This window comes from Nocardia paucivorans NBRC 100373, assembly GCF_000308675.1.
GTDB lineage: Bacteria > Actinomycetota > Actinomycetes > Mycobacteriales > Mycobacteriaceae > Nocardia > Nocardia paucivorans.
This window is the reverse complement of the sequence record NZ_BAGE01000018.1, coordinates 478,221-499,229: the sequence shown is the minus strand read 5'-3', so window position 1 is coordinate 499,229 and position 21,009 is coordinate 478,221. Positions and strand designations below refer to the sequence as shown.

Genomic DNA, 21,009 nt, shown 5'->3' with positions numbered 1-21,009 from the left:
GGCCACGATAAAGGCGTATAGTGGACACATGGCTGGCACTGAGTGCCGGTTACTATCGATACCCTGTACAGCGCAGCAACCGGACCCAGGAGTGTGCCCGATGGCGGGAAATCCCGATTTCGACCTGTTCAAACTCGAGGACTTCCACGAGGAACTCCGCTCGGCCATCCGCGGCCTGGCCGAGAAGGAGATCGCCCCCTACGCCAAGGAGGTGGACGAGAAATCGCGCTTCCCCGAAGAAGCACTGGCGGCACTGAATGCCGCGGGCTTCAACGCCGTGCACGTGCCGGAGGCCTACGGCGGCCAGGGCGCCGACTCCGTGGCGACCTGCATTGTGATCGAAGAGGTCGCGCGCGTCTGCGGTTCCTCCTCGCTCATTCCGGCGGTCAACAAACTCGGCACCATGGGCCTGATCCTCAACGGCTCCGAGGAGCTGAAGCAGAAGGTGCTGCCCGATATCGTCAACGGCGAGATGGCCTCCTACGCCCTGTCCGAACGCGAGGCCGGTTCCGATGCGGCGAGTATGCGCACCCGCGCCAAGCAGGACGGCGACGACTGGATCCTCAACGGCTCCAAGTGTTGGATCACCAACGGCGGCAAATCCACCTGGTACACCGTGATGGCCGTAACCGATCCCGACAAGGGCGCCAACGGCATCTCCGCATTCCTGGTCCACAAGGACGACGAGGGCTTCGTGGTCGGCCCACTCGAGCACAAACTCGGCATCAAGGGCTCCCCCACCGCCGAACTGTACTTCGAGAACTGTCGAGTGCCGGGCGACCGGATCATCGGCGAACCGGGCACCGGTTTCAAGACCGCCCTGCAGACCCTCGACCACACCCGCCCCACCATCGGCGCGCAGGCGGTGGGTCTGGCCCAGGGCGCGCTCGACGCCGCCCTCGCCTACACCAAGGAGCGCAAGCAGTTCGGCCAGTCCATCGCCGACTTCCAGAACACCCAGTTCATGCTGGCCGATATGGCGATGAAGATCGAGGCCGCCCGACTGATGGTCTACACCTCCGCCGCCCGGGCCGAGCGCGGTGAGAAGAACCTGGGCTTCATCTCCGCGGCCGCCAAGTGCTTCGCCTCGGATGTGGCGATGGAGGTCACCACCAATGCGGTGCAGCTGTTCGGCGGCGCCGGCTACACCACCGACTTCCCGGTGGAGCGAATGATGCGCGACGCCAAGATCACCCAGATCTACGAGGGCACCAACCAGATCCAGCGCGTCGTCATGTCCCGCGCCCTGCTCAAGGGCTGACAGGACCGTTACATCACCACACCATCCGGCAGGGCGTGTGCATCATCGGCCGTGTCACATGAGTGATGCCGGAGGTGGGGCGCCGTTCCCGCGGTGCCCCACCCGATAGGTCGTTCGGCCCGCAACCGGCGGACCAACCCGAAGTCGCCCCGGTCATCGAGGCAATGCCGATCGCGACGGCAGCCCGGTTGACCGGGGCATTCTTCTTGAGGTGCCCACCCGTGGATTTACGGCGTCTTCCATGACCCACACTTCCTTCCTGGGTGCGGAGTGAGGACCAGGTCCTCCGCCCTCGGAACGAGGTGTGCTCACACCACCTCACGCGAAGCCGTACGTGACCGAATGGCCGGGCCCGCGCGGGTTCCGTCGCGGAATACTCGAAAACCGTTGGCGCTCAGCGTTGTACCAGATCAGCGTGCTCCGGATGTGCACCGATGTAATCCTCCACGTACCAGCAGGAGGGAATAACGGTGTAGCCCGCGGCACGGGCGTCGTTCAGTGCGTACTCCACCACTCGGGCGGCGACACCGCGGCCCCGGAATTCGGGGAAGGTCATGGTGTGGTGGAAGTTTCGCACCTTGTCGGCCGGGTTCTCGGCGTAATCGGCATAGCCGGCCAAGGTGTCGTCGATATAGATCTCGTAGCGGGTGTCGGCGGTGTTGTGTTCGATCCGTGTGCTCACGTGCGGGCTCCTGGTCGGCGGTCGATTCGAATGATCAGAGGATGGCACCCGGGTTGAGGATGCCGTGCGGGTCGAGGGCGTCCTTGATGCGGCGGGTCAATTCCATGACGTCCGGCCCCACCTGGTCCGGCAACCATGCCTTCTTGAGCCTGCCCACACCGTGTTCCCCGGTGATGGTGCCGCCGAGCGTAATGGCCAGATCCATGATCTCGCCGAACGCCCGGTGCGCGCGAACGGTCTGATCCGGGTCGGTGGGGTCGTACACGATCAACGGATGGGTGTTGCCGTCGCCGGCGTGCGCGATCACCGAGATGATGACGTCGTTGTGTTCGGCGATATCGGCGATTCCGGCGACCAGCTCACCCAGGCGGGGCAGCGGCACCCCGACATCCTCCAACAGCAGCGGACCCAGCCGTTCCACCGCGGGGATCGCGAACCGCCGGGCGGCGGTGAACGCCTCTCCCTCTTCCGGGTCGTCGGTGTGGAAAACCTCGGTGGCCCCGGACTTCTCACAGACCTCGGCCATGAGGCGGGCCTCGTGACCGGCATGTTCGCCGGGGGCGTCGGAGCGAGCGACCAGTAGCGCCGCCGCGGTGCGGTCCAATCCCATCCTCAGTTCGTCCTCGACGGCATTGACGGCGACGGTGTCCATGAACTCGAGCATGGCCGGGCGCAGCGCGCCGGTAATGGCGAGAATTGCCTCGGTGGCCTGGGAGAGCGTCGGGAAGGACGCCACCACGGTGCTCTGCCGTGGCTGCGCGGGCAATAGGCGCAGGGTCAGTTCGGTGATCACACCGAGGGTGCCCTCGCTACCGACGAACAGCTTGGTCAACGACAGGCCGGCCGAGTCCTTCAAGCGCGGCCCGCCCAGTCGCACGGGGGTGCCGTCGGCCAACACCACCTCCATACCGAGCACGTAGTCGGTGGTCACCCCGTATTTCACACAGCACAGACCACCCGCGTTGGTGGCGGCGTTACCGCCGATCGAACACATCTCGAACGACGACGGGTCCGGGGGATACCACAGCCCGTGGGCGGCGACGGCCCGTTTGACCTCGGCATTGAGCAGTCCGGGTTGCACCACGGCGGTCCGGGTCACCGGGTCGACCGTGATATCCCGCATGAGCTCGGTGCTCAGGATGATTCCGTCGTCCAGCGCGGTCGCACCACCGGACAATCCCGACCCGGCACCACGCGGCACCACCGGAACCCGGTGCTCATCGGCCCATTTCAGCGTCGCCGACACCTCGGCGGTGCTGCGCACCCGCACCACCGCCGCCGGGGTACCGGCATTCGGGTCCTTCGCCCAATCCTGCCGGTACCCGGTGAGCCGGTCGGGGTCGGTGATTACGGCGCCGTCCGGTAGTCGAGCGATCAACTCGCGCAGATCCACATGTCCACGCTAACGCCCCGAGCCCGATCGATTCGCCGACCGCGCCCGAATCGTTCCGGACCCGACCGGCCCGCAGCGCAATACCCGGCGCACCCGGCCTCGCCTCGCAACGATGCCCGGCCCGAGGTGATATCCCGGCCCTCGACCGAGAACGGCGTCCCGACTCTCGACCCGGCACCTGCGCTCCCGCCCCCGCCCCGATCGCGACGGCCCGGCGATAATCACCGGACGTCCCGCTCCGGCGGTCGTCGACGCCGCGATATCCGATCAGCGCCGGCCCGCCCCGGTCACCGGTTGCCCCTGCGCCGCATTCGTCCCCGGGGCGGAGCCGGCCCGGTAGGCCGCCACGGCCCGCTGGGTTTCCTCCTCCACCAGATCGGCGTTGATCTGCGCGCCCGCGAAGGCCCCGGCCGCCGCGGCGGCGCCGACCTGGGCCGACGGATCGGTGACATTGCCCGCCACCCATACGCCGGGCACCTCGCTGCGGCCGGTGGCATCGGCGGGTATGTGCGGGCCGGCCCCGGACGGATGTTCCACGGCCCGCAACCCGATACCGTCCAGGAACTCCGCCCGAGCGACCATTCGCGGCGTCACCGCCACGGCCTCCCGAGCAACCACCGCACCGTCGCCGAGGCGGATACCGACGAGCCGGTCGTCGACGATGTCCAGCCCTGCGACCTCTCCCTCGACCACCCGGATCCCGCGGGCGGCCAGCCGTTCTGCCTCGGCTTTCGTCGGCTCGGGCCGAGTATGAGTGAAGAAGACGATGTCCTCGCTCCACTGACGGAAGAGCAGCGCCTGGTGCACCGACATCGGTCCGGTGCTCAACACCCCGATCGCGCGGTCGCGTACCTCCCAGCCGTGACAGTACGGACAGTGCAGGACATCGCGCCCCCATCGCTGTCGCAGGCCGGGGATATCCGGTAGTTCGTCGACCAGCCCGGTCGCTATCAGCAGCCGCCGTGCGCGTACCGCGCGGCCGTCGGCCAGGGTGACCGTGAAACCGGCCGCGTCCCGGGACACCGCGACGATCTGCCCCGACTCCACCCGGCCGCCGTAGCCGCGCACCTCGGTCCGCCCCCGCTCCAGGAGTTCCGTCGGGGGCATTCCTTCCCGCCCCAATAACCCGTGCACCCCCGAAGCCGGGGCGTTACGCGGTTCACCGGCGTCGATCACCAGCACCGACCGCCGCGCACGCGCCAACATCAGGGCCCCGTTCAGGCCGGCGGCGCCACCGCCTGCCACCACCACGTCGTAATCGTCGTTCGTTCGTTCGGTCACCCGAACCACCTCCTCGGTGACGACTATCCGAACCCCGGGCTGATATGGCAAGAAAATTTGCCAATTCGGCAAAGAGGAGGCATCCGGAAACCACCCGGACCTATCGGCCCGGCATCACTCGGCCGGTGAGATCGGCTGCACGCAACCGGATGCGCTCGGGCCGGGCCGACCATCGCGAACGGGAGGTTTACCGAGCGCGGACCAAGGCGATATCGGCACCGCTGAACAGCAGGTCGGCGGGGCGAGGGCCCGCGGAGGGGGCGGTGAGTTCGGCATCGGGCGCCAGGGCGGCCAGCTCGCGCAGAAAAACCTCGACGGCCAGGGTGGCCAGTTGTTTACCCGGACAGACATGCCGACCGAAACCGAAGGTCAACGGCAGCTTTCCGCCACGACCCAACTCCAGACAGTCGGGGAAGGCCGCGGGATCCCGATTGGCGGCGGCGAACATCACCAGAACCGGGCCCGGCGGGAGCTCGGTGCCACTGCTCAACGTCACCGGCCGGGTCACGCGGCGCTTCCACGCCACCAGACCGGGATCGAGCTGTAGGATCTTCACCGCAATCCGTCCCGCCGACCGCTGGTCGGCGAGCGAATGCCACCAGCTTCGGTTCGGGCCACCGAGTAGCCGCTGCACACCCTGCTGAATGCTGCCGCTGATAGTGTGCACACCCGCCGCCAACGAGTTCGCCATGGCCGACACCGCGACCCGGCGGGGAATTCCCGCCTCCCGCAGCCGGCCGGCGAAGGTCGACGATCCGTCCACCGACTCCTGTGCGACGGTCCGGGCGGACACGGTGAACAGCTGCCCGAGCGCACCCACCGCCGTGGCCAGTTCCCGTCCACGCATATATCTGCCCAGCAGGCCCGACTGGGCACCGCTCCACACCGCTACCCGGGACAGATCCGCGGGCCGCAGCCCCACCGCCGAACCGGTCACCCGCGCGGCATAGGAGATCGACAGCGCCGTCACATCGAGCGGTTCGACGTCGCCGAGTTCGGCCAGCGCCCTCCGGAAGTGTTCGGTCAGCTCCGCGGCTCGCGCTTCGCGCACACCGGCCGCGACGGTGAAGTGACCCGTCGGCCCGGCCATGGTGTCCCACACCTGTTTGTGCAGCCGCTCGTCGGTCAGATTCGCCGTGGCCTCGGCGGGAAGCGGGACCAGATGCCGCAGCAGATGCGGTATGGCCCGTGGCGTCGCCGCGATACGGGGAAAGCCGACCAGTGGATCCAACGAGTTGTCATTGGATATTCCCGGCGCAGCGGCCTCGAGCACCTCCCGCACATCGTCGTAGCGCCAGATCATCCGCAAACCGGACGCGTGCCGGTAGGTCGGCTCCGACCACTCGTGCAATTGCCGATACCGCTCGTCCCGCTCCGCGAACGACAGCTGATTCGCCGTCACCTCGGCAAAAGGAAATTCCACCGCCACCGATACCTCACACCCGCATGAACCGAACCGTCGAACGTACGGCCCGATTATGCGGTCGGGTCACGAGCGGGAATACGGCCGAGCGAACCTCCGGTGATCGGCCGGCACCACAGGTCAGCCCAGCAGGCGGCGGCGCAGTGCCTCGTCCTTCTCCAGCACCATCTGCTCCAGACCGGCCTGGAACCGCTCCATCCGCGCGCACAGGGCCGGGTCGTGGGCGGCGAGAATACGGACCGCGAGCAGACCCGCGTTGCGCGCGCCGCCGATGGAAACGGTGGCCACCGGAACCCCGGCGGGCATCTGCACAATCGACAGCAGCGAGTCCATACCGTCCAGGTATTTCAGTGGGACGGGAACACCGATGACCGGCAGCGCGGTCGCGGAGGCGACCATACCCGGCAGGTGGGCGGCCCCACCCGCGCCGGCGATCAGCACCCGCAGACCGCGCCCGGCGGCCTCGCGGGCATAGTCGAGCATCCGCTGCGGGGTGCGATGCGCGGACACCACGCCGACCTCGAACCGGACCCCGAACTCGGCGAGAGCCTCGGCGGCGGCCTCCATCGTCGGCCAGTCGGAATCGCTGCCCATGATCAGGCCCACGGCCGGCGCGCCGGGAACACTGCCCTCCACCACGGGGGCCTCCGCTGTCTCACTCATGTGGGTCCCATCCATCGGTCCATACCGCGTGCGACATCCAGTGCGCCGCGCGCTCGGCCTTCTCCCGCACCACGGCGACATCGTCACCGAGTACGTTTACATGCCCGATCTTGCGGTCGGGGCGTTCGCTCTTGCCGTACAGGTGCACCTTGGCGTCGGGCATCCGGGCGAACAAGTGGTGCAGGCGTTCGTCCATCGACATGGCGGGCGCCTCGGGCGCACCGAGAATATTCGCCATCACGGTCACCGGCGCCAGCGGACTCGTATCGCCGAGCGGATAGTCCAACACCGCCCGCAGATGCTGTTCGAACTGACCGGTGCGGGCCCCGTCCATACCCCAGTGCCCGGAGTTGTGCGGGCGCATGGCCAGCTCGTTGACCAGAAGTTTCCCGTCGGGGGTTTCGAACAGTTCCACCGCCATGGCACCGACCACACCCAGTTCCTGGGCCAAGCGCAGCGCCATCGACTCCGCTTCGGTGGCCAGCTCCTCCGACAACTCGGGCGCGGGCGCGATGACCACCGCGCACTGGCCGTGCCGCTGCACGGTCTCCACCACCGGCCATGTCGCGGCCTGCCCGAACGGGGATCGCGCCACCATTGCCGACAGCTCGCGACGCAACGGCACCCGCACCTCGGCCAACAGGCGCACCCCCTGGCCGAGTTGTTCGGCGGCGATCTTCGCGGCGGCCTCGGCATCGGCCGGCATCCATACGCCGCGACCGTCGTAGCCGCCGCGAATCGCCTTGAGCACGATCGGCCATCCGTGTTCCTCGCCGAACCGCACCGCGTCCGCCTCGGACTCGACCGCAGCGAAGGCCGGCACCGGCAGACCCCGCGCCGCCAGCTCGGTGCGCATGGCCAGCTTGTCCTGGGCGAAACGCAGCGCCGACGGCGGCGGCTGCACATTGACGCCCTCGGCGACCAGCGTCTCCAGATGTTCGGTGGGCACGTGTTCGTGATCGAAGGTCAGCGCGTGGGAGCCGACGGCGGCCCGGCGCAGGGTGGCCAGATCGGTGTGACTGCCGATGACGATATCGGGGCTGACCTGAGCGGCGGGGTCGTCCGGTCGCTCGGCGAGCACCCGCAGTCGCTGACCGAGCGCCACGGCCGCCTGATGGGTCATCCGCGCCAACTGGCCGCCGCCGATCATGGTGACGGTCGGCATGGCCGCGGAATCGAAGGTACGTGCGCTCACGTCGGTCCATACTGTCATGCCGGCCACCGCCCGACCCCACCCAGGGCCTGTCTCCTGAGTCACCACCGCGCCCATCAGGGCCTCGCCGAACACGCCGGGGCGGTATGCTCTGGCCTTGTGTCAATCGTCGACGGCGTGGTCAGCGTCCTCCCTACCCCATTGCAGGAGATCGCCTACCGTCATCGCGAGCTGATCAAGTTCGCCATTGTCGGCGCGACCACCTTCGTGATCGATAGCGGCATCTTCTATGTGCTGAAATGGACGGTTCTCGCCGAGAAGCCGGTGACGGCGAAGGTCATCGCGGGGGTGATCGCGGTGATCGCCTCCTACATCCTCAACCGGGAATGGTCGTTCAAGAACCGCGGCGGGCGAGAACGCCATCACGAGGCACTGTTGTTCTTCGCGGTCAGCGGGGTGGGCGTGGTGCTCAGCTTCCTCCCGCTGTACCTGTCCCGCTACGCCCTCCACCTGCAGCAGCCCACGGTCAGCTTCACCGTGGAGAATGTCGCCGATTTCATCAGCGCCTATATCATCGGCAATCTGCTGCAGATGGCCTTCCGTTTCTGGGCGATGCGCCGCTGGGTGTTCCCGGACGAGATGGAACAGATCATGGAGGAATGGGAAGACCTCGTGGAAGAGGAACAGCGCCACCTCGGCCGTTGACCCGGCCCACCTCCCCCGAGCGAAGAACCCATCCCTTCCCTTATCACCCTCAGCGCGTATCACCCTCAGCGCGGTTCGCTCAGCGCCGGGTTCGGCTGTCGCGTGGCCGTGGGGGTGCCCAGGAACACCGCGAACAATGCGGGTCGCCGGCGTTGCAGCTCCAACCGACCACCATCGGCCTCGATCAGCGCCCGAGCCAATGCCAGACCCACACCGGTCGACCCGGCGCCCGAAAAACCCCGGTCGAAGATATACGGCGCCAGCTCATCGCTGACCCCTTCGCCCTCATCGGCGATCTCCACGCACACCAGCGGTTCCCGATTACCCCCCGGCCGCACCGTGCGCACCGATACCGTGCAGGTACCGCCACCGTGCATGAGCGCATTGTCGATCAACACGGTCACCGCTTCCCGGAGCCGTGATCCGTTCACCGGCGCCCGCAGCGATTCGTCACCGGTCAGCCGTAATGTCCGGCCCGCCTCCCGGAACGGATGGGACCATTCCGAGACGATGCCCCGCAACTCGTCCATGACCACCACCGGATCCCGGTCGGCCGCGTCCTCGTCGCGGGAAGCGCGCACCAGTTCATCGATCGCCTCGGTCAGGCGGTCGACCTGGGCCATCGCCTCCTCCGCCTCGTGCACCACCGCGGGATCGTCGTGCGTGGACAGTTCGTCCAACCGCAACCGCACCGCGGTGAGCCGGCTGCGCAACTGATGCGAGACATCGGCGACCAACGCGTGCTCACGCTGTAGTCGGCCGGCGATCTCCACGGTCGCCGAATCCAACACATCGGAGACCCGGTCCAGTTCGGGGATACCGTGCCTGCGCGGGTCCGGGCGGAAATCACCCATCGCCAATCGGGCGGCGCGGGCGGCCACGTCCCGGATCGGGTCGGCCACCCGGCGGGCGGTGAGCACCGCCACCGTGACCGCCGCGGCCAGCGAGAGCGCGACCGCGAATGCCACCCCGGCCACGGCCTGCCGCTGCCGGGCCTTCATCGGCGCCTTGGGCACCTCGAGCCGCAACGACCCCGACGATCCCATCGACAGCGATTCCACCATCGGATCGGAAACGGTCTCGGCCCCCAGCTCCAGTTGCGCCGCATTGTCGCGCGGCGTGGGGTAGACGATGACGAGTCTGCTCTCCTCCGGCAGCAGCGGGCGCACCGTGCGCAGATCCAGCCCGTTACGCACGGTGCCGTCGCTCGATTCCTGGGTGATCAGCTCGATCGCGATCCGCTCCAGGCGGCTCTGCAGATCGTTACGAGTGAGGTCCTCCACCCATAACCAGGCCGTATAGGTGAGCGGCACCCCGAGCACCACGGTGGTCAACAGCAGTACGGCCAGCATCGACCGCAGAATCCGGCGCCGCACGTCAGTCGGTGTTCAGCCGGAAACCGACACCGCGCACGGTGACGATACGGCGCTCGGCCATCGGCCCCTCGTCACCGATCTTGCGACGCAGCCAGGACATGTGCATATCCAAGGTCTTGGATCCGCGCAGTTCGACATCGCCCCACACCTCGCGCAGGATCGTCTCACGCGGCACCACCTGCCCCGCGCGGTCGATCAACACCTTGAGCAACTCGTATTCCTTGTTGGCCAGTCCCACTTCGACACCGTTGACCAGTACCCGCCGGGCCGCGGGTTCCAGGCGGATACCGCCCACCTCCACCGCGTCGTCTCCGATACCGCTGCGCCGCAGCAGCGCGCGCACTCGCGCCAGCAGTTCCGCCAGCCGAAACGGTTTGCCGACATAGTCGTCGGCGCCCGCGTCCAGACCGACCACGAAATCCACCTCGTCGGTTCGCGCGGTCAGCATGAGCACGGCCAGTTCCGCACCGCGGGCCCGCACCTGCCGACATACCTCCAGACCATCCATACCGGGCAGCCCGAGATCCAGGATGAGCAGGTCATATCGATCTTCCAGGGCCCGCCGCAGCACCTCGGGGCCGAAACTCTCCACGGTGACCGAGTAGCCTTCGCGGCCCAACGCCCGCGATAGCGGCGCGGCGATCGCGTCGTCGTCTTCGCCCAGTAATACGGCCGTCATGGGACCAGATTACGGTTCACCCCGACAACGACCCGGCCGCTCACCCCCATCAGCGGGAGTCGTCCCGCGCCGGATCGAACACCTGGTGATACAGCAGCGCGTGCACCTGCTCCACCGCGGGCACATCGTCGAACTCGAGCGGCTCCTCCGAGGAAGAGCCGATGATCAACGTTCCGGTGCCGAGAAGCCGATCGAACAATCCGTGCCGGAACTGGACACTCGATATCCGACTCATCGGAATATCGATACCGGTATGTGTGAGCACACCGGCCCGTACCAGCACCCGACGGTCGGTCACGATGAAATGCGTGGACTTCCAGCGGATGATCGGGGCGATACACCGCCACACCACCACGACCGGCCACACCACCAGAATCGCCAACAGCACCGGTGATCGGGTCGGCTCCTCGAGATGACGCCAGGCCAGCCCACCCGCGAACCCGGCCAGGGCGGTGGCGACGACCAGGGTGACCACCGGCCAGAACAACATCTTCCAGTGCGGATGCCGATGCAGGATCAGCTGTTCCGAGGGCGCCAGTACATCCTCCGGATAACCCATGGTCGAACCCTACCGTGTGCGGAGGCGGCAAGCGGTGGAACGACTTCGAGCGCTCGACCCGCGCCGGACGGCCGCTCAGTCCTCGGGACGCAGGTGGGTGACGTCGGCGGCGGCCACCGGTTCGTCGTCCACGAGCAGTCGACCGGAGGCATCGATATCACGGGCGATACCGGTACGGGCGCGACCACCCGGGAGTTCGGCGCGAACCCGCGCGCCCAGGGTCGAGCAGTAGTCCCGGTAGGCGGGGGCGAGTTCGTCGACGGCCCAACCATCGGCACGCCAGGAGGTGAAGCGGCGCGCGAACGCAGTGAGCAGCGCGGTCACCAGGACCGTGCGATCGTCCACCGTCGCACCGGCCAGGGTGAGCGAGGTGGCGTGCGGCACCGGCAACTCGGCCTCGGTGAGACCCACGTTCACCCCTATGCCCACGACCACCGCGGGTGACGCTCCGCTCGCGGCGACCTCGGCGAGGATGCCCGCCACCTTACGACCCTCGATCAGAACGTCATTGGGCCATTTCAAGGTCGCGGGCACCTGCGCGGTGGCGCGCAGCGCGTCCACCACGGCCACGCCGGTGAGCAGGGGAAGCCAACCCAGGGCGTCGGGATCGATACGTGGCAGCCGGACCAGGATCGACATGGCGATCTGGGCCCGCGGCGGGGAAACCCAGGAACGGGAATGCCTACCCCGGCCTCGCTCCTGGGTTTCGGCGAGCAGGACCACTCGATCGACACCCGGGTCCGCTGCGCGGGCGCTCAGGTCCGCGTTGGTGGATCCGGTCGAGGACACCACATCGATCCCGGTGAAGAAATCCAACTCCGGGACCGTGGTGAGGTCGCGACGCAACTGCTCGATATCCAACGGTGGCCTCTGCACATCGGCAGGCTACCCGTCGGCCGGCCGCACGGGCCCGAACCGGGCTCAGCCGGCCAGGTCGTACTCGATCGATATCGTCTCGGATGCCTCGGCTCGGCATACGAGCCCGTTCCCGTCGGGGTCCGTTCCGACCGTGAAGTCGGGGTCGGTCACGGTCGGCTCCGGTTCGCGTTCGACCCGGGTGCAGGCCGCCGCCCGAGCATGCTCGGCCACCCGGGTACTCCAGTGCCACATGACATTTCCTCCCCTCGCCGGAAAGCGAGTGGATCCAGGGTATTTCGCAGCGCAGGCTCGGGGAAAGCGATTTTCCGACCCCCGGGTTCCGATGCCGGGACGGTCCCTATGGTCGGGGGCGCACGAAGCCGGGTCCCCGACCCGAATGGGTACACCCGAGAACACGGCGGAAGCGGACTCGGGCGCGCAGCCCCGTTCGGGGTGTCGCATCGACGCGTCAACGGTCCGCGACGGCGGCCCGAAACCTCCGCCGCGAATCGTCACCATGTCGGTTCCCGGTGAACATTCTGCAGCGGACAACCTTGTCCACCTGGGCTTTTATCCACCGAGCTCTACCGATGAGTAGCCCTTCCCGGGTTAACAGATCGCATTGGTACTGGTTACACTCCGACCCATGACGAGTGTCCAGCAGCCTACGCCGGGATCGGCGGGTGCCCCCGATATCCACACCACCGCCGGCAAACTGGCCGATCTGCGGAACCGGCTGGAAGAGGCCAAACACCCGATGGGCGAGGCCGCCGTCGACAAAGTGCACGCCAAGGGCAAGATGACCGCCCGGGAGCGCATCCTCGCCCTGCTCGACGAGGGTTCCTTCGTCGAACTGGACGCTCTGGCCCGACACCGCAGCGTGAACTTCGGTCTGGAGGCGAACCGTCCGCTCGGCGACGGCGTGGTGACCGGCTACGGCACCATCGACGGCCGCGACGTGTGCATTTTCAGCCAGGACGTCACCGTGTTCGGCGGCAGCCTGGGCGAAGTCTACGGCGAGAAGATCGTCAAGGTGATGGACCTGGCGCTCAAGACCGGCCGGCCGCTGATCGGCATCAACGAAGGCGCCGGCGCCCGCATCCAGGAAGGCGTGGTGTCGCTCGGCCTCTACGGCGAGATCTTCCACCGCAATATCCAGGCCTCCGGTGTGATCCCGCAGATCTCGCTGATCATGGGCCCCGCCGCCGGCGGACACGTCTACTCCCCGGCGCTCACCGACTTCGTGGTGATGGTCGATCAGACCAGCCAGATGTTCGTCACCGGTCCGGACGTCATCAAGACGGTCACCGGCGAAGAGGTCACCATGGAGGAACTGGGGGGCGCACACACCCATATGACCAAGTCGGGTGTGGCGCACTATGTCGCCTCCGGCGAACAGGACGCCCTCGACTACGTCAAGGATCTGCTGTCCTATCTGCCCAGCAACAACCGGGCCGAGCCGCCGCGTTACCCGGCGAGCAACCCGGTGGACGGCGCCATCGAGGACTCCCTCACCGACGAGGATCTCGAGCTGGACACGATCATCCCGGACTCGCCGAACCAGCCCTACGACATGCACGAGGTCATTCGTCGGCTGCTCGACGACGATGAATTCCTCGAGATCCAGGCCGAACGCGCGATGAACATCATCGTCGGTTTCGGCCGGATCGACGGCCGCAGCGTCGGCATCGTGGCCAACCAGCCCACCCAGTTCGCCGGCTGCCTCGATATCGACGCCTCGGAGAAGGCGGCGCGTTTCGTGCGCACCTGCGACGCCTTCAACATCCCGATCATCACCCTGGTGGACGTTCCCGGCTTCCTCCCCGGCACCGGCCAGGAATACAACGGCATCATTCGCCGCGGCGCGAAGCTGCTCTACGCCTACGGCGAGGCCACTGTGGGCAAAATCACCATCATCACTCGCAAGGCCTACGGCGGCGCCTATGACGTCATGGGTTCCAAGCACATGGGTGCCGATGTGAACCTGGCGTGGCCGACCGCGCAGATCGCCGTCATGGGCGCCTCCGGCGCCGTGGGATTCGTCTATCGGAAGAAGCTGGCCGAGGCCGCCAAAGAAGGCGCCGACGTGGACGCTTTGCGCCTCGAACTGCAAAACGAGTACGAGGACACCCTGGTCAATCCATACGTCGCGGCGGAGCGCGGTTATGTGGACGCGGTGATCCCGCCGTCGCACACCCGGGGCCAGATCGTCTCGGCGCTGCGGTTGCTGGAACGCAAGATGGTGAGCCTGCCGCCGAAGAAACACGGCAACATTCCCCTGTGATCGAGCGATACGCTCATTAGGGCGCGTCACCGGCGGCGCCGATGCCGGGCGGCAGGAATGCCGATGGGCACCGACACGCCGGTGCGGCGCGAATCGGGCGTCCCGACGCTCGATCGAGGCAAGAGAGAGGATCTGGCACCGTGACGATAGTGGCAGAAGAGGAAGTGTTGGCCGCTGCCGAACTGGACCTCACCGCCGAGTCGACAGCAGACACGCGCGGGGGCGACGCCGATGCGAGCACTGTCGCCACGACGGCCGAGGGCCGGGAGCCGTTCCTCGTAATCGAAAAAGGCGCGCCGACCGACGAAGAGATCGCCGCGCTGGTATGCGTATTCGCCGCCGCTGCCGCGAGCGCCGGGGCGACCACGGGATCGACCGGCCCCCGAGACCTGTGGGGTGTGCCGACCATGCTGCACCGCGGCACCTCGCCGAACTCGCCCTACGCCTACCCGTACTTGTCGAATCTGCGCTACTGATCTCGGGAAGGGCGCTACTGATCTCGGGAAGGGTAGGAGAATTGACCCGGCTGGTTCTCGCTTCCGCGTCACCGGCCCGGCTGTCCGTGCTACGCGCGGCCGGAATCGACCCGCTCGTCCGGGTATCGGATGTGGACGAGGACGCCGTGATCGCGGCGCTGCCCGCGGACACCACCCCGCATACCGTGGTGAACGAATTGGCACGGGCCAAGGCTCGCGCCGTGGCGACCACGCTCGCCGATTCCGCCGATCTCGCCGCGGCCGGAGACGATCTCGCAGTGGTGGGCTGCGATTCGATGCTGCTCATCGATGGCGTTCTCCAGGGCAAACCGCATACCCCGGAGGTGGCCCGAGAGCGCTGGCAGACCATGGCGGGACGCACCGCCGATCTGATCACCGGTCATTGTGTGCTGCGCCTGCGGTCCACCGGATCCGCCGAACCGCCGCTCGTTACGGAAGCGGTCGACTGTAGTGCCACCACCGTGCATTTCGCCAAACCGGAACCCGCGGAACTGGATGCCTATATCGCAACCGGGGAACCGCTTCGGGTCGCCGGCGCCTTCACTCTGGACGGGATGGGCGGCTGGTTCGTCGACCGAATCGAGGGCGACCCCTCGAGCGTGGTGGGTATCGGACTACCGTTGTTGCGCCGACTGCTCCAGGATGTGGGTATCGGAATCGCGCAATTGTGGCGTGTTCCCGCCTGACGGGGAGATGATCGGGTCCGCCGGCGGTCCGATGGAGCCTTCCGATCGCGGAATCCCGGTCGGAGCCGAAGCGCCGAGCGGCTCCGACACCCGAGGCGGCGGTTCCCCCCGGGCGGGCGGAACCGAGAGCTCGTCGACCGTCGAGTCGAGGGAGCCCGACCGCTCGTCGGCCAGCCACAGCCGCAGCTCACAGACATCGTCGGAGACGAACGGCGTCATCGCCACCTCGACGGCCCCGGTGCCGTTGCGGTTCATCAGTTCCTCCACCATGCCGCGGTGCACACTGCACACCACTTCGGAGTGGGTGCGGGCGAGATCCCGCAGCGGACAGGCGGTCAACGGAATGACGACCTGATCCCCGGTGTCCCGCGACGAATCCCGCTCCGGGGCAAAACCCAACTCCGACATCAGCGAGACGGCCAGCTCCCGGACCTCACGCAGCGTGGTGACAGGCTGATCGGGAACGTCCATCCGAGCGCCCCAGGCCCGGCCGGCGGCCACCCCGGCCGCCTCCCGACTCGCCGGATCGGGCCCCAGCTGATCGGCCAGCATCTGGGCCAGATCCTGGTACCCGACGGATCGTTGCACGGCGCGATATCCGATTCGGGGACGGCCCCGACCCCGTGGTGGCTGCTGGAACTGGCGCACCAGGGATTCGCGGGTGAGAATATCGAGGTGGAACCGGACTGTGGTGACATGCTGTCCGGTGATCCTGGCCAGTTCCTGGGCATCGAGCGGCTCACTCGCGCCACGTAGGATCGCGAGCAAGCGCCGCCGAGGCCAAGAATCTGACATAGCTCACCCCTCCTCCGGGGAGACTTTATCGGATGCACGTGCGATTTAATGGTTCGTTCACCCTATTCGTACGGGAATCCGGTTCACTTCACGTCACACATACCATGCAGGATGCGCTTCGACCCCGCTTCGCCCACTACCCATACGTGTGAAGGATTCTGAACGTGCCCGTTGCTCCGGATCCCACCTTCGCCTCATATGCGCATCCCGACCGGCTGGTGACCACCGAGTGGTTGTCGGCGAATATCGGCGCGGCCGGTCTGAAGATCCTCGAATGCGACACGAATACACGTCTTTATGACATAGGTCACATCCCTGGGGCAAGCAAACTGGACTGGCATGCCGATCTCGACGATCCCGTCACCCGCGACTGTATAGACGGCATCCGGTTCGCCGAACTGATGCGGTCCAAGGGGATCGAACGCGACGACACCATCGTGCTCTACGGCGATCACGCCAATACTCGCGCCGCACACGCGCTGTGGGTGTTCACCCTCTTCGGACACGCCGATGTCCGACTGCTCGACGGCGGACGTGAGGCCTGGATCGACGAATCCCGGGAGACCACCTTCGACTCCCCCTGCCCGCCGCCCGGCCGATACCCACAGGTCCGGCGGGACGACCATACGAACCGCATATTCCGCGAAGAAGTCCTGCACCGACTCGGCGTCGACCCGCTGATCGATGTGCGCTCACCCGCGGAGTACGCGGGCATACGAGTGGGCGCGCCGACCGACCGGGAAGAGATGATTCCGCGCGGCGGTCACATACCGGGCGCGGTGAACCTGCCGTGGAACGACGCGATCGGTCCCGACGGGCGATTCCGCGACCGCGCCGCGCTGGAGGCGATATACGACGACCTCACCACCGCCGGCCCACTGGTCGTGTACAGCGGGACGGGGGAACGGGCAAGCCATACCTGGTTCGTCCTGAAATACCTGCTCGGCGTCGACTCGGTACGCAATTACGACGGATCGTGGACCGAATGGGGAAACACGGTCCGCATGCCCATCGCCCTGTTCGACGGGGCCGTTCCCGCCGTCGCGGGAGCACCTTCCTGACGGATCGCGCAGCCCCGGCGCAGCGGGTGGATCGGGCGGCGAGAACGAGACGGATCCCTCGGGGACGACTCGGGCCCCGTTATCCCGGATTCGTTATCCCGGATTCGCTATCCGTCCTCCATAGCGCCGCCGATCGGACAAAGCCGCCCCAGGCCGACAGAGGGCACTTGCCGGCAGTTTCTCCGCAGGTGAGAGGGGTTCGGCGGCACGGTTCGACACCGAGGTCGCGGGAGTGTGATCTACGACCTACTCTTCGGTAGGGCTATCCGGTTTCCGCGTCTGTTGGCAGACTGCCTACACTCGCCCGAGACGACAAATGTCGGCTATGGGCGCGGAGCCCGCGCAGCGGATCCGAACCCACTTCGGCGGAACCCGCCCAGCGACCCACCCGGTTCCGAGACCGGTCGGGGGTCGCTGACTCCGCCTACGGGAGCAGGAGCCTGCGCAGCGACCCATCCCGCGAAGCGAACACAGAAGATTGCACAGGAGGCTCAGTGCCCAGCCAAGCCAACGCTCGGATCACGAAGGTACTCGTAGCTAACCGAGGCGAGATCGCCGTGCGTGTCATCCGGGCGGCCAAGGACGCCGGCCTCGGGAGTGTCGCGGTCTACGCCGAACCCGATGCCGACGCGCCTTTCGTCAAGCTCGCCGACGAGGCCTTCGCTCTCGGCGGACAGAACTCGGCGGAGTCGTACCTGGTGATCGACAAGATCCTCGACGCCGCCGCCAAGTCGGGCGCCGACGCGATCCACCCGGGCTACGGCTTCCTGTCCGAGAACGCCGACTTCGCCCAGGCCGTGATCGACGCCGGGCTGATCTGGATCGGTCCGCCCCCGCAGGCCATCCGCGACCTCGGCGACAAGGTCACCGCCCGGCACATCGCCGAACGCGCCAACGCACCGATGGCCGCGGGCACCAAGGACCCGGTGGCCAATGCCGACGAGGTCGTCGAATTCGCGAAGAAGTACGGCGTGCCGGTGGCGATCAAGGCCGCATTCGGCGGCGGCGGGCGCGGTATGAAGGTCGCGCACTCGATCGAGGAAATCCCCGAGCTGTTCGAATCGGCCACCCGCGAGGCCACCGCGGCCTTCGGCCGTGGCGAATGCTTCGTCGAGCAGTACCTGGACAAGGCCCGCCACGTCGAAGCCCAGGTGCTCGCCGACCAGCACGGCAATGTGATCGTCGTGGGCACCCGCGACTGCTCGCTGCAGCGTCGCTTCCAGAAGTTGGTCGAGGAGGCTCCCGCGCCGTTCCTCACCGACGACCAACGCAAGCGCATCCACGAATCGGCCAAGGCCATCTGCAAGGAAGCCGGCTACTACGGTGCCGGCACGGTGGAATACCTGGTCCAGGGCGATACCGTCTCGTTCCTCGAGGTGAACACCCGCCTGCAGGTCGAACACCCGGTGACCGAGGAAACCGCCGGTATCGATCTGGTGCGCCAGCAGTTCCGCATCGCCAATGGCGAAAAGCTGGAATTCACCGAGGACCCCACCCCCCGCGGGCACTCCATCGAATTCCGGATCAACGGCGAGGACGCCGGCCGCAACTTCCTGCCCGCCCCCGGCCCCATCACCGTCTACAAGGAGCCGAGTGGCCCCGGCGTGCGGGTGGACTCGGGTGTCGTGCAGGGCAGCGTGATCGGTGGCCAGTTCGACTCCATGCTGGCCAAACTGATCGTCACCGGCGAGAACCGGACCCAGGCTCTGGAGCGGGCGCGGCGCGCCCTGGCCGAATTCCAGGTGGAAGGCCTGGCCACGGTCATCCCGTTCCACCGGGCGATCGTCGAGGATCCCGCGTTCGTGGGCGACGGCGAATCGTTCGACGTCTACACCAAGTGGATCGAAACCGAGTGGAACAACACCATCGAGCCGTTCACCGGCGGCGAACCGATCGACGACGAGGAGAAGGCACCGCGTCAGAAGGTGGTCGTCGAGGTCGGCGGACGCCGCGTCGAGGTCTCGCTGCCGGGTGAGTTCAGCATCGGCAACGGCGCCGCCGCGGGCGGTGCCATTCGCAAGAAGCCGAAGCCGCGTAAGCGCGGCGCCGCGGGTGGCGGTGCCGCGTCGGGCGATGCGGTGACCGCGCCGATGCAGGGCACCGTCGTCAAGGTCGCCGTCACCGAAGGCCAGACCGTGGAACCCGGCGACCTGGTCGTGGTGCTCGAGGCCATGAAGATGGAAAACCCGGTCAACGCGCACAAGGCCGGTGTGATCACCGGACTGAACGTGGAGGCCGGCGCGGCCATCACCCAGGGCACGGTACTCGCCGAAATCAAGTAGTTCTCGGCGCTGCCCTTCGGCGGCGCGGGGTTGCGACCCTGAAGGTCTCGTATGTGCGCGACCGAGACTCGTGCCTTCGGCGCATGCGCTTCGGGTGCGCGAACGCGGGACGGGTCGCAACCCCTTGTGAGCTTCACAAGAGCTCTCTACCGTCCGATCACCCCCCACCACTCGACAGCCATAGGAGTATCCCGGCATCTGCACGGGACGCATTGCCACGGGTGACCGAGCCGATGCGGATGAGCAGGAATTGGTGAAGCTCAGGGGCTTTGTGGGACCCGACGCCCGAAACCGGACTCGACGCGCGATACCGGGCCGTGTTTCGGGGGTCGATGTGATGGCGGGAAGCCTGCGTATCCGAGCTGTCGTATTGTGGGCGAATGTCCAGTTCTACGCCGACGGTTGCGGAGGTCATCCGGAGTCGGGTTGCCTCCGGTCATCGGTCCGACGGGCATCGTCTGACACTCGTCATCGAAGGCGGCGGCAGTCGCGGGGTGTATTCCGGCGGGATGGTGCGCGGGCTGGAGGAACTCGGGTTGTCCTCGGTGTTCGACGCCGTCTACGGTACTTCGGCCGGGGCGATCAACGGTGCCTGGCTGTTGTGTGGGCGGGCCCGCAGTGGGATGCGGCTGTGGACCGATCCGGTGACCTTGCGCCGCGCCATCGATCCGGGGCGAATGTTGCGGGGCAGGCCGGCATTCGATCTGAAATATCTGGTGCACGAGGTCTACGACCGGATCGATCCGATGGACTTCGATGCCATCCTGGCCAACTCCACCACCTTTCACCCCATCGCCACCGATACCCACACCGGGCGTTCGGTGGATCTGCAACCGCATATCGTGGACAAACCCACCCTCATGCGGGCCCTGCGCGCCTCGGCGGGGTTGCCGGTGCTGGCCGGGCCGCCGATAGAGCTCGGCGGACGCCGCTATTTCGACGGTGGTCTCGCCGAGAGCGTCCCGATTCGCGCCGCCGTACGTTCGGGGGCCACGCACGCGCTGGTATTGCGCACCCGACGCGCCGATGAACGCCGCCCACCGGCATCGTGGCTGCACACTGTGGTCGGCGGCACCTATATGCGGTTCTCCGCCCCCGGCGCCTACCGGGCCTTACTGGAACGTCCGGGCCAACAGGATGTGGAGGAGGGCGTTCTCGACTCGCTGGGGCCGGCCGTCCTCCAGATCCGTCCGCCACTCGGCTCCCCCGCCATCAGCGGCGCCGCCCGCGATACCGCTCTGCTCGCCCGGGGACTGGAGATCGGCCGCCGCGCGGTTCACGACACCTTCTCCGAAGCCGCCGGATTCACCTTCGGTCCGCGCGATGTGGCCGCGGGAGAGCAGGCGGAAAGTTCCTGACGGTCCGGATTCC

The 21,009-nt window shown here is 67.3% G+C and carries 20 protein-coding genes; 8 read left to right on the top strand and 12 right to left on the bottom strand.

Annotated features, from left to right (window positions below; all coding sequences use genetic code 11):
* Positions 1–100: 100 nt before the first annotated feature.
* On the top strand, positions 101–1,261 hold the full coding sequence (locus ON32_RS04460) for an acyl-CoA dehydrogenase (protein ID WP_040788900.1): 1,161 nt from the start codon (positions 101–103) through the stop codon (positions 1,259–1,261).
* Positions 1,262–1,655: 394 nt separating this feature from the next.
* On the opposite strand, the gene ON32_RS04455 is transcribed toward ON32_RS04460, so the two are convergent.
* The 6 genes from ON32_RS04455 to ON32_RS04430 form a co-directional block, all read right to left on the bottom strand.
* Positions 1,656–1,943: a GNAT family N-acetyltransferase gene (locus tag ON32_RS04455; protein WP_040788767.1), complete on the bottom strand. Its 288-nt coding sequence runs from the start codon at positions 1,941–1,943 to the stop codon at positions 1,656–1,658.
* A gap of 34 nt (positions 1,944–1,977) precedes the next feature.
* Positions 1,978–3,336 carry an FAD-binding oxidoreductase gene (locus ON32_RS04450; RefSeq protein ID WP_040788766.1) on the bottom strand — a complete coding sequence of 453 codons (1,359 nt, stop codon included), beginning with the start codon at positions 3,334–3,336 and terminating at the stop codon, positions 1,978–1,980.
* A gap of 267 nt (positions 3,337–3,603) precedes the next feature.
* The gene (locus ON32_RS04445; protein WP_373284271.1) at positions 3,604–4,626 is read right to left on the bottom strand and encodes an NAD(P)/FAD-dependent oxidoreductase; all 1,023 of its coding nucleotides are present in this window, start codon (positions 4,624–4,626) and stop codon (positions 3,604–3,606) included.
* A 178-nt stretch (positions 4,627–4,804) separates the two neighbouring features.
* Positions 4,805–6,040, bottom strand: coding sequence for a cytochrome P450 family protein (locus ON32_RS04440; RefSeq protein WP_157224070.1), 1,236 nt, complete (start codon positions 6,038–6,040; stop codon positions 4,805–4,807).
* A gap of 120 nt (positions 6,041–6,160) precedes the next feature.
* Entirely contained in the window at positions 6,161–6,634 is a 474-nt protein-coding gene (gene purE, locus ON32_RS04435) for a 5-(carboxyamino)imidazole ribonucleotide mutase (RefSeq protein ID WP_040788897.1), read from the bottom strand.
* 61 nt (positions 6,635–6,695) lie between these two features.
* Complete coding sequence (locus ON32_RS04430; protein WP_040788896.1) at positions 6,696–7,916, bottom strand: 5-(carboxyamino)imidazole ribonucleotide synthase; 1,221 nt, start codon at positions 7,914–7,916, stop codon at positions 6,696–6,698.
* 99 nt (positions 7,917–8,015) lie between these two features.
* Here ON32_RS04430 and ON32_RS04425 point away from each other — a divergent pair, with 99 nt between their 5' ends.
* On the top strand, positions 8,016–8,561 hold the full coding sequence (locus tag ON32_RS04425) for a GtrA family protein (RefSeq protein WP_040788764.1): 546 nt from the start codon (positions 8,016–8,018) through the stop codon (positions 8,559–8,561).
* A 65-nt stretch (positions 8,562–8,626) separates the two neighbouring features.
* On the opposite strand, the gene ON32_RS04420 is transcribed toward ON32_RS04425, so the two are convergent.
* From ON32_RS04420 to ON32_RS04400, 5 genes are all read right to left on the bottom strand, one after another.
* The gene (locus ON32_RS04420) at positions 8,627–9,937 is read right to left on the bottom strand and encodes a sensor histidine kinase (protein WP_040788763.1); all 1,311 of its coding nucleotides are present in this window, start codon (positions 9,935–9,937) and stop codon (positions 8,627–8,629) included.
* Position 9,938: 1 nt separating this feature from the next.
* The gene (locus tag ON32_RS04415) at positions 9,939–10,616 is read right to left on the bottom strand and encodes a response regulator transcription factor (RefSeq protein WP_040788762.1); all 678 of its coding nucleotides are present in this window, start codon (positions 10,614–10,616) and stop codon (positions 9,939–9,941) included.
* A 49-nt stretch (positions 10,617–10,665) separates the two neighbouring features.
* Positions 10,666–11,175: a PH domain-containing protein gene (locus ON32_RS04410; protein WP_040788761.1), complete on the bottom strand. Its 510-nt coding sequence runs from the start codon at positions 11,173–11,175 to the stop codon at positions 10,666–10,668.
* A gap of 75 nt (positions 11,176–11,250) precedes the next feature.
* Positions 11,251–12,051: a biotin--[acetyl-CoA-carboxylase] ligase gene (locus ON32_RS04405; RefSeq protein ID WP_040788760.1), complete on the bottom strand. Its 801-nt coding sequence runs from the start codon at positions 12,049–12,051 to the stop codon at positions 11,251–11,253.
* A gap of 45 nt (positions 12,052–12,096) precedes the next feature.
* Positions 12,097–12,285 carry a hypothetical protein gene (locus ON32_RS04400; RefSeq protein WP_040788759.1) on the bottom strand — a complete coding sequence of 63 codons (189 nt, stop codon included), beginning with the start codon at positions 12,283–12,285 and terminating at the stop codon, positions 12,097–12,099.
* A 394-nt stretch (positions 12,286–12,679) separates the two neighbouring features.
* On the opposite strand from ON32_RS04400, the gene ON32_RS04395 reads away from it, so the two are divergent.
* From ON32_RS04395 to ON32_RS04385, 3 genes are all read left to right on the top strand, one after another.
* Complete coding sequence (locus ON32_RS04395) at positions 12,680–14,317, top strand: acyl-CoA carboxylase subunit beta (RefSeq protein WP_040788758.1); 1,638 nt, start codon at positions 12,680–12,682, stop codon at positions 14,315–14,317.
* Between the two features lie 140 nt (positions 14,318–14,457).
* On the top strand, positions 14,458–14,793 hold the full coding sequence (locus ON32_RS04390; protein ID WP_040788757.1) for an acyl-CoA carboxylase subunit epsilon: 336 nt from the start codon (positions 14,458–14,460) through the stop codon (positions 14,791–14,793).
* Between the two features lie 41 nt (positions 14,794–14,834).
* Positions 14,835–15,500, top strand: a complete 666-nt coding sequence (locus ON32_RS04385; protein ID WP_040788756.1) for a Maf family protein — start codon at positions 14,835–14,837, stop codon at positions 15,498–15,500.
* Here ON32_RS04385 and ON32_RS04380 read toward each other — a convergent pair.
* Entirely contained in the window at positions 15,429–16,295 is an 867-nt protein-coding gene (locus tag ON32_RS04380; RefSeq protein ID WP_040788755.1) for a helix-turn-helix transcriptional regulator, read from the bottom strand. The two genes, ON32_RS04385 and ON32_RS04380, sit on opposite strands and share 72 nt — an antisense overlap.
* 158 nt (positions 16,296–16,453) lie before the next feature.
* Between ON32_RS04380 and ON32_RS04375 the strand changes: the two genes are divergently transcribed.
* The 3 genes from ON32_RS04375 (at position 16,454) to ON32_RS04365 (ending at position 20,996) form a co-directional block, all read left to right on the top strand.
* On the top strand, positions 16,454–17,356 hold the full coding sequence (locus ON32_RS04375; protein ID WP_083873994.1) for a sulfurtransferase: 903 nt from the start codon (positions 16,454–16,456) through the stop codon (positions 17,354–17,356).
* Positions 17,357–17,850: 494 nt separating this feature from the next.
* Positions 17,851–19,638 (top strand): acetyl/propionyl/methylcrotonyl-CoA carboxylase subunit alpha, encoded by a 1,788-nt coding sequence (locus tag ON32_RS04370; RefSeq protein WP_040788753.1) that lies wholly within the window; start codon positions 17,851–17,853, stop codon positions 19,636–19,638.
* Positions 19,639–20,018: 380 nt separating this feature from the next.
* Complete coding sequence (locus tag ON32_RS04365) at positions 20,019–20,996, top strand: patatin-like phospholipase family protein (RefSeq protein ID WP_083873992.1); 978 nt, start codon at positions 20,019–20,021, stop codon at positions 20,994–20,996.
* Positions 20,997–21,009 lie beyond the last annotated feature (13 nt).